This is a genomic window from Flavobacterium frigoritolerans (genome assembly GCF_025847275.1).
Classification (GTDB): Bacteria; Bacteroidota; Bacteroidia; order Flavobacteriales; family Flavobacteriaceae; genus Flavobacterium; species Flavobacterium frigoritolerans.
Window position 1 is genome coordinate 393,731 of the sequence record NZ_JAOZEV010000003.1, and the last position, 14,299, is coordinate 408,029.

At 32.0% G+C, this 14,299-nt stretch carries 17 protein-coding genes; 10 read left to right on the forward strand and 7 right to left on the reverse strand.

Features of this window, described 5'->3' with window-relative positions:
* Positions 1-34: 34 nt before the first annotated feature.
* Entirely contained in the window at positions 35-607 is a 573-nt protein-coding gene (locus OIU80_RS06275; RefSeq protein WP_264286190.1) for an L-threonylcarbamoyladenylate synthase, read from the forward strand.
* 72 nt (positions 608-679) lie between these two features.
* Here OIU80_RS06275 and OIU80_RS06280 read toward each other — a convergent pair whose 3' ends face one another.
* On the reverse strand, positions 680-1,804 hold the full coding sequence (locus OIU80_RS06280; protein ID WP_264286191.1) for a cysteine desulfurase family protein: 1,125 nt from the start codon (positions 1,802-1,804) through the stop codon (positions 680-682).
* Positions 1,805-1,890: 86 nt separating this feature from the next.
* On the opposite strand from OIU80_RS06280, the gene OIU80_RS06285 reads away from it, so the two are divergent.
* Positions 1,891-2,880 (forward strand): hypothetical protein, encoded by a 990-nt coding sequence (locus OIU80_RS06285; RefSeq protein ID WP_264286192.1) that lies wholly within the window; start codon positions 1,891-1,893, stop codon positions 2,878-2,880.
* A 185-nt stretch (positions 2,881-3,065) separates the two neighbouring features.
* Here OIU80_RS06285 and OIU80_RS06290 read toward each other — a convergent pair whose 3' ends face one another.
* Together OIU80_RS06290 and OIU80_RS06295 are read right to left on the reverse strand one after the other, a co-directional pair.
* Positions 3,066-3,617 (reverse strand): Smr/MutS family protein, encoded by a 552-nt coding sequence (locus OIU80_RS06290; RefSeq protein ID WP_264286193.1) that lies wholly within the window; start codon positions 3,615-3,617, stop codon positions 3,066-3,068.
* Complete coding sequence (locus OIU80_RS06295; RefSeq protein ID WP_129537829.1) at positions 3,607-3,792, reverse strand: hypothetical protein; 186 nt, start codon at positions 3,790-3,792, stop codon at positions 3,607-3,609. Before OIU80_RS06295 ends, OIU80_RS06290 begins: the two co-directional genes overlap by 11 nt.
* Before the next feature lie 106 nt (positions 3,793-3,898).
* Between OIU80_RS06295 and OIU80_RS06300 the strand changes: the two genes are divergently transcribed.
* On the forward strand, positions 3,899-4,180 hold the full coding sequence (locus tag OIU80_RS06300) for a DUF2752 domain-containing protein (protein ID WP_264286194.1): 282 nt from the start codon (positions 3,899-3,901) through the stop codon (positions 4,178-4,180).
* Between the two features lie 20 nt (positions 4,181-4,200).
* On the opposite strand, the gene OIU80_RS06305 is transcribed toward OIU80_RS06300, so the two are convergent.
* The gene (locus tag OIU80_RS06305) at positions 4,201-4,902 is read right to left on the reverse strand and encodes a DUF1003 domain-containing protein (RefSeq protein ID WP_264286195.1); all 702 of its coding nucleotides are present in this window, start codon (positions 4,900-4,902) and stop codon (positions 4,201-4,203) included.
* 190 nt (positions 4,903-5,092) lie between these two features.
* Here OIU80_RS06305 and epsC point away from each other — a divergent pair, with 190 nt between their 5' ends.
* Together epsC and cysM are read left to right on the forward strand one after the other, a co-directional pair.
* Positions 5,093-5,884, forward strand: a complete 792-nt coding sequence (gene epsC, locus OIU80_RS06310) for a serine O-acetyltransferase EpsC (RefSeq protein ID WP_264286196.1) — start codon at positions 5,093-5,095, stop codon at positions 5,882-5,884.
* Position 5,885: 1 nt separating this feature from the next.
* Positions 5,886-6,773: a cysteine synthase CysM gene (gene cysM, locus OIU80_RS06315; protein ID WP_264286197.1), complete on the forward strand. Its 888-nt coding sequence runs from the start codon at positions 5,886-5,888 to the stop codon at positions 6,771-6,773.
* Between the two features lie 65 nt (positions 6,774-6,838).
* On the opposite strand, the gene OIU80_RS06320 is transcribed toward cysM, so the two are convergent.
* Positions 6,839-7,876, reverse strand: coding sequence for a sensor histidine kinase (locus tag OIU80_RS06320; protein ID WP_264286198.1), 1,038 nt, complete (start codon positions 7,874-7,876; stop codon positions 6,839-6,841).
* A gap of 194 nt (positions 7,877-8,070) precedes the next feature.
* Between OIU80_RS06320 and rlmD the strand changes: the two genes are divergently transcribed.
* Genes rlmD through OIU80_RS06335 form a run of 3 tightly spaced genes read left to right on the forward strand, consistent with a single transcriptional unit; the run spans position 8,071 to position 10,855 of the window.
* Positions 8,071-9,483: a 23S rRNA (uracil(1939)-C(5))-methyltransferase RlmD gene (gene rlmD, locus OIU80_RS06325; RefSeq protein ID WP_264286199.1), complete on the forward strand. Its 1,413-nt coding sequence runs from the start codon at positions 8,071-8,073 to the stop codon at positions 9,481-9,483.
* Between the two features lie 45 nt (positions 9,484-9,528).
* The gene (locus OIU80_RS06330; protein WP_264286200.1) at positions 9,529-10,068 is read left to right on the forward strand and encodes a DUF6452 family protein; all 540 of its coding nucleotides are present in this window, start codon (positions 9,529-9,531) and stop codon (positions 10,066-10,068) included.
* Positions 10,040-10,855, forward strand: coding sequence for a DUF6048 family protein (locus OIU80_RS06335; RefSeq protein ID WP_264286201.1), 816 nt, complete (start codon positions 10,040-10,042; stop codon positions 10,853-10,855). Before OIU80_RS06330 ends, OIU80_RS06335 begins: the two co-directional genes overlap by 29 nt.
* Positions 10,856-10,914: 59 nt before the next feature.
* Here OIU80_RS06335 and OIU80_RS06340 read toward each other — a convergent pair whose 3' ends face one another.
* Together OIU80_RS06340 and OIU80_RS06345 are read right to left on the reverse strand one after the other, a co-directional pair.
* Positions 10,915-11,151 (reverse strand): hypothetical protein, encoded by a 237-nt coding sequence (locus tag OIU80_RS06340; protein WP_264286202.1) that lies wholly within the window; start codon positions 11,149-11,151, stop codon positions 10,915-10,917.
* 106 nt (positions 11,152-11,257) lie between these two features.
* Entirely contained in the window at positions 11,258-12,421 is a 1,164-nt protein-coding gene (locus tag OIU80_RS06345; RefSeq protein ID WP_264286203.1) for a THUMP domain-containing class I SAM-dependent RNA methyltransferase, read from the reverse strand.
* A 163-nt stretch (positions 12,422-12,584) separates the two neighbouring features.
* Here OIU80_RS06345 and OIU80_RS06350 point away from each other — a divergent pair, with 163 nt between their 5' ends.
* Both OIU80_RS06350 and OIU80_RS06355 read left to right on the forward strand, forming a co-directional pair.
* A complete protein-coding gene (locus OIU80_RS06350) occupies positions 12,585-13,349 on the forward strand; it encodes a class I SAM-dependent methyltransferase (RefSeq protein WP_264286204.1) in 765 nt (254 codons plus the stop codon).
* A 60-nt stretch (positions 13,350-13,409) separates the two neighbouring features.
* Positions 13,410-14,078 carry a ZIP family metal transporter gene (locus tag OIU80_RS06355; RefSeq protein WP_264286205.1) on the forward strand — a complete coding sequence of 223 codons (669 nt, stop codon included), beginning with the start codon at positions 13,410-13,412 and terminating at the stop codon, positions 14,076-14,078.
* Positions 14,079-14,299: the final 221 nt, after the last annotated feature.

Genomic DNA, 14,299 nt, shown 5'->3' on the forward strand with positions numbered 1-14,299 from the left:
TTATCAAAAATATTTCTCATTTAAAATCAAACTTATGAGTCAAGACATAAACACAGAAATTCAAAACGCGTACGAAGTCATCAAAGATGGCGGAATAATACTTTACCCAACCGATACTGTTTGGGGAATTGGTTGTGACGCAACAAACCCTGAAGCCGTTGCTAAAATATACAAACTCAAGCAAAGAGCCGAAACTCAAAGTATGATTTGCCTGATGAATGGCGAAAAAATGATGTACAATGTATTCAAAGATATTCCTGAAGTAGCTTGGCAAATTTTGGATTTATCCGAAAAACCAACTACGATTATCTTAGACAAACCTCGAAATGTAGCTCCTAATATTATTGCACCAGATAATTCTTTGGGCATCAGAATAGTTAAAGAACCTTTTTGTTTTAAACTTTTAGAGCGAATGAAAAAGCCTTTAGTATCAACTTCGGCTAATATTTCTGGTCAACCTACTCCTATAGCTTTCAAAGATATTAATCCTGAAATTATCAAAGGGGTAGATTATGTAGTAAATTTATATCGTGATAAAATAGCTGGAAAACCATCCACAATTATAAAACTAACAAACGACTCTCAGGTAAAAGTAATACGTAAATAGTCTTTTTGTATAAAATGTAAAAAGTGATTTATTGTAACACTTTTTACATTTTAATCTTTTAAGCTTCAGATTTTATATAGTCTTCAGGCTATCAATAAGCCAATCAATATCCTCTTTGGTATTGTAATGACTCAATGAAATTCGCAAATTCGGAAGTTTTAGATCTGCTTCTGATAGCATTTCTTTTAAAACATGAGATGGACGTACACTCCCCGATTGGCAAGCGCTTCCTCTAGAAACTGCAATTCCTTTCATATCTAAACTAAAAAGCAACATTGAGGTTTTATCTGCTGAAAAAGGCAATATTACATTCAGGATTGTATAAAAATCATCTCTTTTTCCATTAATTCTGAAATCTGGAAATTCAATTTCTAAACGATTAATCAAATATGATTTCAATTCTCTAACATATTTCTCTTCACTTTCTAAGTTTTCGTATGAAAGCGTCAAGGCTTTTGCCATTCCAGCAATTTGATGTACTGCTTCTGTACCTGCTCTCAGTCCTTTTTCTTGTTCTCCGCCAAAAAGCAATGGCTGCAATCCAGAGTTTTTTCGAACAAAAGCAAAACCAATTCCTTTAGGTCCATGAAATTTATGAGCACTTGCAACTATAAAATCCAAAGGGCTATTTTGTAAATCTATTTTAGTTTTGCCTACAGATTGTACCGTATCTGAATGAAACAACACATCATATTGTTTACATATCACACCAACTCTATCTAAATCTAAAACTGTCCCTGTTTCATTATTAACATGCATCAAACTCACCAGTGTTTTCTTCTCTTCTGATAATAAATTTGACAAGTGAGTTAGATCAATCGATCCATCAGAGTTAATATTGACATAATCAATCGTAATATTATATTCTGATTCTAAGACCAAAGTAGTATGCAAAACAGCATGATGCTCAATTCTAGTCGTTATTATACGTTCGATTTTTAAATCCTTTACAACTGAACGAAGTATCCAATTATTAGCTTCGGTACCTCCAGAAGTAAAAATAATTTCTTGTGCTGAACAATTTAACTGTTTCGCAATGCTTTTCCTTGAAAGTTCCAAAATTGTCTTAGCATTTCGCCCAAAACTATGTGGAGAGGATGCATTTCCGTAATCTTCTGTCATTACTTTGGTCATTTCTTGGATGACTTCTGGTCGAATGGCAGTTGTAGAGGCGTTATCGAGATATACTTTTTTCATTGTGGCAAAGTTATGAAATATCAATTGTCTATTCTTAAATATCAATTATCATTTTTTTCACTATTTTTGACCCAAATAAAAACATAATGAAAAAAATCATAAGCATAGCATTATTTGCCCTTCTATTAAACGGTTGTGACGATGGAGATATATCTGTTGACTCTATTGAATTTCAAAACATACTACCTTCAATTTGTCCTGATAATAATTCTTCAAACAGTCTTATTTTTAAACTAAAAGAACAAGAATCATTATTACTTTATCTTCCTAAAAGTGTTTTTGCAGGAGAACCTTCTGTAGGCACCCCACTAGAGCCAAAACGCTACAATATCGACCTTACTACAAATCGTGTTATTTATCGCGCTTATAATGGTAAAGTTACTATAAACAATATGTGTGATGTTATTCCACCTGCAACTCCAAATGTAATTGAAGAGTGGATAGCCACCTCTGGAGTAATCGAAATAACAACAAGAGTAAATAAAACCCCTCCAGATGAAACCAACGGTAGCACTAGAATAAAAGGATATACATATAGTATTATTTTTAAAGATATAACATTTAACAAACCTAGCGGACCACAAACATATGAAAGCTTCCCATTCGGAGATTATGTGACTACGATAACAGACATGCCATTAACTTTCGTCCCATCAAATGCAAAGCAATGTACAGTTTCAAAACAGATATACAATTTTAATGAAACCGCATCACTTACTATTGATAATATCGACTCTTCTTTAATTGCAAATGAATCTACTCCTTTAAATAAACCAAGAACTGGATTAATCAATGACACGACAAATAAAGTATTTTATCGTGTATTTGCCTCTCCTTTATCTCCAGATTATTTCTGTCAAACAAGCCCTCCTTCTATACCTGCAATCACTCAAATATGGGCTGGTAAAAACGGAGTTGCTGAAGATAGTGGTATCATAGAAGTTTCAACAACAACAAATGGAAATAACTTTGTACACACCATAACTCTTAAAAATGTTTCATTACAAAAAGGAAATAATGATTTCAATTTAGGTAATAATTTTGTCTTAGGAACAATAATAACTACTCCGAATTAGAACAAACTCAAACACTCAAGAAGAACCTTTTCGCATTTCTTTTTGAGTGTTTTTTCTTGATATTAAAAAAACATATTCTTACAAAAACGTCTGTTTTTAAAATGAGTTTCTTAATGAAATTTATTTTAAAAACAGACGTTTTTTTTACACTTACACTTAGTTTATTTCACACCTTAAAATAGGCTTTATTTAGTGTTTTGTTTAAAATAAACTTCGGTTGCCCCTAAACCATATTTCTGATAATTGGCATCTTGAAAATCAATTCCGTCATAACGACCTAACAAAAAATCAAGTTCCGCTTTTAAAATCCCTTCACCAACACCGTGGATAAAAACAATTTTAGGAATGCGATTTCTGATAGCAAATTCAATGTGTCGTTTAGCCGTTTCTGTCTGTAAAGTCAAAATATCGTAATTAGACATTCCGCGTTTATTTGGCACTAACTTTTCGATATGCAAATCAAATTCTGGAGCTGGAATTTCACGTTTATCCTTACGCTCTTTCACAAAACTCCTTGCTTTTGGCTCTTCTTTTTCTTTTGAAACCTCATTTAAATCAATTCTTTTAATAGAATTCATTAAATTACTGGTATCTTGCATTTTAATTAACTCGTTGACAAAAAATGTCATCATGAATCCGTCTTCTGTTTCTATAGTTACCTCGTTGTTTTTAACAGATAACACTACTCCATTTATGGCTTCATCCAGTACTGAAACCTTATCACCTTTATTCAACATCTTGCTCCTCTTTATCTTGGTTCTTACTTGGCGTTTTTGCACTTAACTGCATCATCCCTATCATGAAAATTACAATCGCTACAATTGTAATGTATACATTTTTATCAGTAGATGACTGCTCATATAATGCAATCAAAATTGCAATTATCATTATTGGGATTCTTAACTTTTTCATTTTTATAAATTATCAGATTTCAAAAGTAATCAACTTTAAAATAGCATTTAATTATTCTTGAAACAGATTGAACTATTTTTCGTAAAATTGTAAAAAAACAAATCTCTTGAATCTAGAAAAATATATGCTACCCTGCCTAAGCAAAACCCTCTTTGGAATAGAGTGTTTAGGATGTGGATTTCAACGTGCTTTATTCTTACTTTTTAAAGGCGATTTTAAAGGCGCATTTGAAATGTATCCAGCACTATATACTAGTCTTTTATTTTTAGGAATTGTTGCTTTATATTTTTTTGATAAAAGCCGGAATTACAAAAAACCACTTTGGTTTTTTGGCATCCTTAATAGTCTAATTATGATATTGGGTTATGCATACAAACACTACTACTAAAGTTTCATAAATCCGAAAATCTATTTCTTAATCTGATTCAAAATATCATTTATCATTTCGATTTGAACTTTCTGAATTTCTATTAATTCTTGTTGTTGATGCATAATTAAATGATCTAATTTTTCGTGCATCATTCTTATTTCTAATTCTGATTTAAGATTAATCATATAATCTTTTTTTGCCCTATCGCGATCTTTTTCTTCCTGACGATTTTGACTCATCATAATTACTGGAGCCTGCAAAGCAGCAACGCATGACAAAATCAAATTAAGTAAAATAAACGGATAGGGATCAAAACCTTTATTTACCAAAATGTAAATATTAATGGAAATCCAGAGTATTATAAAAGCAATAAATAATATAATAAAAGTCCAGCTCCCACCGAAATCAGCTACTTTATCTGCTATTTTTTGACCAAAACTCCTTACCTCTACTTCATCTTCAACAGCACTCACTAATAATTTTTCGTCCGCCAGCGATCCCATTACACTTTTTTCAAGACTAGAAAGTACTCCTAACTCCGAAGATAAATAATTCGAAATATATTTTTCACGAAATACATTCAGTTCCTTTATAGAAATATAACCTTCTCTGGTAAATTCTGGATGAGCAGCAACAATTAATGCCAAAATAGGGCTTTGAATAGATTTTCCTGAAACTTTTTCACTTTCGGGATAAGAAATATGAGAAAGAGCACTTTTAAACATTCCGTTTGTTTTCATTTTAATAATTTTACATAAGCTAATTTACTCTTTTAAATTATTATATAACAGATACTTTCAAGCTGATTAAATATTTTTAATTATTGCAAATAGAATGTTAACGGTTAAATTTCTTTAACTAATTACTACTTCTATTTATAAAAAACACATTACTTTTAGCGTTTCAAACTAACAATTCAATTAAATAATTGTGACAAAAAATATGATTATCCAGAACATAAATGCTTTAAAGAGTCACTCTTCTATAAACTATGGAATCAAAACCAAAACAGAAGATTTTACAGAAAAGCTTTTTTACACTTTATTCGATTCTAATGCTCCTTTAGACAAAAGTATCAATGAACTTGAAAAATGTTTTAAAGAAATAGCCATAATAGCCTGCAAAAAGCCAGAAAAAACATGTGAATCTATTTGGGAGCAATTTCTGGAAAAACTACCTATTGTTTTAGAAAAACTAATTCAGGATGCAACATACATTTTAGAAAATGATCCTGCCTCAAATAGTCTGGAAGAAGTATACCTTGCTTACCCTGGCTTTTACGCTATCGCTATATACCGATTAAGCCATGAATTATATAAATTGGACCTATTGCTCTTTTCAAGATTAATGAGCGAATATGCGCATCGAATTACAGGAACAGATATTCATGCAGGTGCAACAATTGCCTCACCATTTTTTATTGATCATGCGACAGGGATTGTAATTGGAGAAACAACTGTTATAAAAAAACATGTAAAAATATACCAAGGAGTAACTTTAGGCGCATTAAGTATTACCAAAGAAATGAAAAATGCAAAAAGACATCCTACTGTTGAAGAAAATGTCTGCATCTATGCCAACGCTACAATTTTAGGAGGCGAAACGACTATTGGCAAAGACAGTATTATTGGGGGAAATGCATGGATTACCAAATCAATTCCAGAAAAGTCAATTGTAACCAATACTACCACAACCGAAGTTAAAGTAAAAGAAAAAAAATAATATGAACACTCATACATTAGTAAACCTGATAGGAAACACTCCCTTAATGGAGACCGTGAATTTAGTAAAAAACAAAAATGTAAAACTTTTATTAAAGCTTGAAGGGAACAATCCTGGGGGCAGCGTAAAAGATAGAGCTGCATATAATATGATTTTTTCGGCTCTGGAGAGAGGTGATATCAAAAAAGGCGATAAACTTATTGAACCCACAAGTGGTAATACAGGGATAGCTTTGGCAATGATTGCACAATTGATGGGAATTAATATCGAATTAATTCTTCCTGAAGATTCTACCAAAGAACGAGTACAAACTATGCGTGCCTATGGTGCTACAGTCATTTTAACGCCTGCTAGCGAAGGAATAATTGGTTCGAGAGATTATGCTGAAAGAAAAGTTGCCGAAGGCGGTTATATCATGCTTAATCAGTTTGCTAACGATGACAACTGGAAAGCACATTACAAAACCACTGGTCCAGAAATTTGGAATGATACTGATGGAAAAGTAACTCATTTTGTCTCAGCAATGGGAACCACAGGAACTATTATTGGCACATCAACTTATCTTAAAGAGAAAAATACTGATATTCAAATCATTGGAGCACAACCAAGCGATGGTTCTCAAATTCCAGGGATAAGAAAATGGCCAAAAGAATATTTACCAAAAATATTTGATGCAAAAAAAGTAGATACTGTTGTAGATGTGAGCGAACAAGAAGCTCGTGAAATGACGAAACGATTAGCTCTTGAAGAAGGAGTTTTCGCAGGAATGAGCAGCGGAGGTTCTGTAGCCGTGGCTTTAAAAATTGCCAATCAAATAGAATCGGGAGTAATTGTAGCTATAATTTGCGATCGAGGTGATCGTTATTTATCTTCTGATCTATTTGACTAATCGAAAAAGGTTCAAAGTTGCAAAGGTTCTGAGGTACTAAGTTTTTTTACATTTATCTCAGAACCTCAAAAACTTAATTTCTCCGCATTATTACAAGGAAAGACGATTGTAAAAGTCGCTCCTTTATTTATCCCAAGGCTCATTGCACTTAATTCACCTCCGTTTTTATCAATTATCTTTTTGCATAAATACAATCCAATACCTGTAGAAGTTTCGTTGGCAGTTCCTAATTTACCCATTTTAGTAAACTTTTTAAACAACTCTTCAATTTGAGTTTGATCAAATCCAATTCCTTTATCCGAAACGGTAAAAACGAATTTTTCATTGTCTCTGAAAATTTGCAATGAAATTTCACTTCCTGCATAAGAAAATTTAATTGCATTACTAATCAAATTCACCAGAACCTGAATCAATAATTCTGCATCAATTTTAAGCACGGCTTCATCAACAGTGATATCTGAAACTAACTTAATGTTTTTTTGAGCTAGAAGTTGAGATACTTGCTCATTTACAGCAGGAAGAATTGGTGCTATTTGAATTGTTTTTGCTATTGAGCTAGATTTAGCAATTTCATCTTGTTGCTTTAATAATTTAATAAAATTTTCAATATATCGAAACTGTAAATCTGTTGATTCACAGATCAACTCTGCCATGTTCTTAACTGAATCTGATGGATTTTCTTCAATAATTAATTTTGCTAATCCTTGTGGGTTTCCAGCAAAATTTCTTAAATCATGAGAAATCATATAAATTAAATCTTGTTTCTCATTGATAAAACTTTCTGCCTCATCAATAGATTCCTGAATATTACGCATTAATAATCCTGCTTCATCCTCGTACTGAAATGGTAAAACAGGCAGTTTCCGATTTGTTCTGTATTCATTCAACGCTTTTGATGCCACAACAATTGGCTTCATTAATCGATTAATAATCAATAATGTAACTACAGTAGCTAGTAAAGTCATTATTAATGAAAAAATCAAAATTGAATTAGCCGAAATTGAATGGTTACTATATAGTACAAAAAACAAAATTCCGATTAACGGAATATGAATGCCTATAAAAGCAATAAAGAGAAATTTAAAGGCATAGCTTTTCTTCAAAAAACTAATCTTCGACAACATGTGATACAACTTCATAAAAATAGTATAAGTTCCTGATTAAGCCGTAGAATTTGGGGTATCTAGATAAAAACAAAGTTAACTTTTAAACACAAAAGAAATGTTAAATAAAAGAATTTGATAAAATATTTTCAAATTTAAATTTATAAAAGTTTACAAACCCTTATTTTTGCGCTATGGGAAGAAAAAATACAGACAAAGTTGTCTTTCATCAAATACAAGTCCTTGATGCTGGAGCAAAAGGCGTATCAGTAGCAAAAGCTCCTGACGGAAAAGTAATCTTTATCCCGAACGTAGTTCCGGGAGATGTGATAGATGTGCAAACTTTTAAAAAACGCAAAGCGTATTACGAAGGGAAAGCAGTAAAATTTCATGAACTATCAGAACATCGCATAGAACCAATTTGCGAACATTTTGGTGTTTGTGGAGGTTGTAAATGGCAAAACATGAAATACAGCCAACAGTTGTATTACAAACAAAATGAAGTTAAGAATCACTTACAACGCATAGGTAAAATTGAACTTCCTGAATTTGAAAACATTTTAGGTTCAGAGAAACAGTTTTTCTACAGAAACAAAATGGAATTTTCATTTTCGAATAGCCGTTGGTTAACCGAAAAAGAAATTGATAGTACCGAAGATTTAGGAAATCGTAATGCATTAGGATTTCATATTCCTAAAATGTGGGATAAAATTCTTGACATTAATAAATGTCATCTCCAAGAAGATCCTTCAAATGCAATTAGAAATGAAATCAGAGCTTTTGCTAATGAACATAACTTAGCCTTCTTTAACCCAAGAGAACATTCTGGATTATTAAGAACATTTATGATTCGTACTGCTTCTACTGGAGAAATCATGGTATTGATTCAGTTTTTTGAAGAAGATAAAGCCAACAGAGAATTACTTTTGGATCATCTTTATGATAAATTTCCAGAAATAACATCGCTACAATATGTTGTAAACGGAAAAGCTAACGATACAATTTACGATCAGGATGTAAAGCTATATAAAGGTAGAAATTACATTCTGGAAGAAATGGAAGGGTTAAAATTTAGCATCAATGCAAAATCATTTTACCAAACCAATTCTGATCAAGCTTATGAGTTATACAAAATAACACGTGAATTTGCAGGTCTTTCTGGCAACGAAACAGTTTATGATCTTTATACAGGAACTGGAACAATAGCTCAATTCGTCTCTAAAAAGGCTAAAAAAGTAATTGGTGTAGAAAGTGTTCCTGAAGCAATTATAGATGCAAAAGCAAATGCTGAGCGCAATAACATTACCAATTGTGAGTTTTTTGTTGGAGACATGAAAGTGGTATTCAACGAAAGTTTTATTGCTACACATGGTAAACCAGACGTTATTATCACCGACCCGCCTCGTGATGGAATGCACAAAGATGTAATTGAACAAATTATGAAAATTGCACCTCAAAAGGTTGTTTACGTAAGTTGTAACTCAGCTACACAAGCTCGTGATCTAGCATTAATGGACGAAAAATACAAAGTTACACGTGTACGCCCAGTAGATATGTTCCCACAGACACATCACGTAGAAAATGTTGTACTTTTGGAACTACGATAAGTTTTATTGAATAAAAACGTGTGAAGTATAAATCACAAACAGTAAATGAAAAAAATACTTTTTATAATAATCGTAATTGCCTTCACTTTTTCAGGATGTGAGAAAGATGATATTTGTGATCCCAATACTCCAACAACACCTCGATTGGTAATTTCCTTTTTTGATCGTACAAATTCAACTCCTAAGAATGTAACAAACTTAAAGGTAATTGGAGAAAAAATGACAGAAGGTATTATCTTTAATGAGAATGCTCTTGTTGAGTCGGATAAATATATTACTAATGGAAATAAAATTTCTATTCCACTTAAAACAAATGCTGAAAGCACTACTTATCGTTTTATATTAAATTATAATGATCCAAACCCAGCTTTAGTAAATGAGGATGTAATAAAATTTAACTATACGCATCTAAATACTTTTGTATCAAGAGCATGTGGTTACAAAACTACATTTACTTTAGATCGAAATTCTCCATTTATCCTAACCGATTCAGATAATCTTGAAGGATTTTGGATGCAAGCTGTTTATGTACAAGAACCTAACATTGAATTTGAAAATGAAACACACATCAAAGTATATCTTTAGTTTTTGCCTTATGTTGTCTTTATTTACGGTTCAAGCCCAAGAAACAACAGCAAACAAAACTACAATAACAAATAAAACAGAAACGAAACCTGTAAAACCAACTCCTAAAAAAGTGGTAACACAGGAAGTTAAACAAGATAGTATTCCTGTAAAAACTGATCGTTATGGAGTACGTTTTGGGGTTGATTTATATAAATTAACCCGAGGTTTTTATGATTCCGATTATAAAGGAATAGAATTCACAGGAGATTATCGATTAACAAAGAAATATTATCTAGCTGCCGAATTAGGTATCGAAAATAAGACTACTGATGATGACAGATTAAACACAACAACAAAAGGAACTTATCTAAAAGCTGGATTCGATTACAATTTGTATGAAAACTGGCTTGATATGGAAAACATAATATCAATAGGCCTACGCTATGGTTTTAGTACATTTAGCCAAGAATTAAATAGCTATAAAATATACAATTCAGATCCGTACTGGGGAGAACTTCCTCCTGAAGTTTCTGGTGAAAAATTTAGCGGTTTATCTGCTAGCTGGATAGAAGTAAATGCTGGAGTAAAAGCTAAAGTTTTTAATAATGTTTTTGTAGGTTTCAGTGTGCAATTAAAAACATTGGTTTCAAACAAAAAACCAAACAACTTCGACAATCTTTATATTCCAGGATTCAATCGAACATATGATGGTAATTTCGGAATTGGTTTCAACTATACCGTTTCTTATTTCATTCCTATTTACAAGAAAAAAATTGTAATACCAGAAACAGAAGCCAAAAAATAATATAATCTTACAATTTGGTTATTGTAATAAATAACCAAATTGTAAAATATAATTTGGCACTATCCTATTTCTTTAATTTCCTTCATGAAAATCCATTTCATAAAAAGTTTCTCACCATCTTTAGTTTTAGCTGCCTGAAATTTTGGAGACAAAAGAGTTCCAACAACAAATGCTGTCATAGGAATCCAAAAACCAGTTAATCCTGTATATTTTTCAACTAGAAATCGTGCTAATATAAATAGTATAGCAAAACAGCCCAGCTGATATAAAAATGCTCTTACTTGTAATTTTGTCATTTGTTTATTTTTTAAGGTTCAAAGGCACAAAGGTTCAGAGGTTCAGAGTTAGTTATACCTTCATTTCAAAACCTTTGCCACTTTGCACCTTCAATTTCTTTGTTCCTTACTCTGTTACTTGAAACTTCGTTCTTTTGCTTCCTTCGTACATTTCGTATTTTACTAATCTTGCTTCTAAACTCGCATTAAATAGCTTAATTTTTCTAGACGGCTTAAGTCCAACATACTTCAAAGCTTCAAGATTAGCAGTAATAAACCAAGCATTAGTTCCTGGATAATTTTTCTTTAATGTGTCGCCAATATTCTTATAGAATTCTTCCATATGAATATCCAAACGCTCATCATATGGTGGATTAAATACCATATGCAAAGTTCCTTGGGTAGTTTTTTCAGTATCAAAAAAATTATTCTCTTCGATAGAGATATAATCTTCTAAGTTTGCATTCTTAATATTATCTTTTGCTTTGCTTACTGCACTTGGCGCTTTATCAAACCCTTTTATAGTATAATGAAACTCTTTAGTTTTTTTCATCAAACTACTTACAATTTGATCAAACAAATCATTATCCCAATCATTCCATTTTTCAAAAGCAAACTCTTTTCTGTTAATATTCGCTGGAATATTACATGCAATCATAGCTGCTTCAGCAAGAAAAGTTCCAGAACCACACATAGGATCCAAAAAATGACCTTGGCCTTCCCATCCAGATAACAACAAAATCCCTGCAGCTAATACTTCATTTATAGGAGCAATGTTTGTAGCTGTTCTATACCCACGTTGATGCAGTGAATTACCCGAAGTATCTAAAGCAACCGAAACTTGGTCTTTATCAATATGTACATTTATTCTTAAATCAGGATGCGCTTTATCAATACTAGGACGTTGTCCTGTACGCTCTCTAAACTGATCCACAATAGCATCTTTACACTTTTGAGAAACAAACTCCGAGTGATTAAAATATTCTGAATGAACCGTTGCATCAATCACAAAAGTCTGATTGGCATTTATAAGTTTAGACCAGTTTACACCCGAAATACCTTTATATAGAGCTTGTTCGTTATTAGCTCTAAAAAAATAAATCGGTTTTAGTACTTTCAATGCAGTACGCAATGAAAGGTTAGCCTTATACATAAACCCTTTATCCCCCTTAAAACTTACCATTCTCACTCCTTGCTCAACATCTTGTGCTCCTAGCAATTGCAATTCTTTTGCTAAAATTTCTTCAAAGCCAAAAAAGGTTTTGGCCACCATTTTAAAATTATCTTCCATCTTTATATTTAAATTAAAACAGACTTATTTAAACAAAAATCAATCTGTAATAAAAAATTTCAATTTTACACAGCGACATTCTTCGTGTATCACTTGCGAAATAGTTATTTTTCAGCAAAAATACACTAAATTTGCGGGACTTGAATTAATTGAAAAAGAATAAATGTCTGAAGCACATCACTCATCTGCAACAAATCCAAATCAACCATCCGAAAACTGGTTCACATCTTGGTTCGATACACCCTACTACCATATATTATATAAGGACAGAAATTATAGAGAAGCGCAAATTTTCATGGATAATCTTACGCACTATCTTAATCTTCCTGAAAAAGCCAAAGTACTTGATTTAGCCTGCGGAAAAGGGCGCCATTCTATTTATTTAAACCAATTAGGATTTAATGTACTTGGGGCTGACTTATCCGAAAATAGTATTGCCGAAGCAAGTAAAAATAGTAATGAAACGTTGCATTTTAAAGTGCACGACATGCGCGAGCCCTTTGAAGAAAAATTTGATGCTATTTTCAACTTATTTACCAGCTTTGGTTACTTTGAAAGCGATGACGATAATCTTACCACACTAAAGGCGATAAAAGCCAGTTTAAGTGAATATGGTTTTGCCGTAATCGATTTTATGAATGTAACACAAGTAATAGAAACACTAGTTCCTGAAGAAGTAAAAACAGTCGATGATATTGATTTTCATATCAAGCGATATGTAGAAGATGGACATATTTTTAAAGAAATAGATTTTGAAGACCAAGGCAAGAAATTTCATTTTACCGAAAAAGTAAAAGCTTTGACCCTAAAAGATTTTGAAGATCTAATGGAACAATCAGGGATTTTCCTTTTAGATATATTTGGTGATTATAAACTAAAAAAGTTTCACAAAACCGATAGCGAACGATTAATCATGATTTTTAAGTAATTGACAAATTGTTTAGTCGAGTAAACGATTAAACAAATCAACAATTAAACAAAAAAACAAATGAATTATTTATTACCCTTACTTTCTGTATTATTAGGATACATTATCGCATTGGTTCTAAAACCAAAAGATAAAACTAATCTTAAGCTATTGTTAGCATTTAGTGGATCATTTTTGCTATCGCTTACAGTAATGCATTTATTGCCGGAAGTTTACGAATCGCATAACCATAATATTGGATTGTTTATAATGCTTGGGATTTTATTCCAAATCATACTTGAGTTTTTCTCCAAAGGAGCCGAACACGGGCATGTGCATGGTCATGCTAAAATGTCTCAAATTCCCTGGTTACTCTTCATTAGTCTATGTATACACGCATTTCTAGAAGGATTTCCTGTGAGTCACCACCACGATATTGCCATTGGTATTGCTATACATCACTTACCAATTGCCATTATCCTTACGACCTTTTTTATTAATGCACATCTTAACAAAAAAGCCATCTTTGCATTTATGATTACATTTGCAATCATGACACCGCTAGGAACAATAGCATCCGAATATTTACCATTTTTAAATGATTATTACACCGAAATCACAGCTGTTGTAATCGGAATATTATTCCATATATCATCAACTATAATTTTTGAAAGCAGCGAAGGACACAAATTTAATATCGCCAAAATTTCGATGATTATTTTCGGAATTGCATTGGCTTATTTTATATAATCTGGGCGTGTCCCTCTGGGTCGGGCTTTTGGCTATATCTTTTTTTTTCGTTCCTCACAAAAAAGGATACCGCCTCAATCCCTCACGCAACTCAAAAAGTTAAAAAACTCATTCTTCACACAATATATGTTCTGTTTTTCCTTTCTATTTTTTTAACTAATTAGCTCTATTTCACATGAATTGTTTATCACTTAGTAGGAAAAACTTTGTAACTTTGGTGC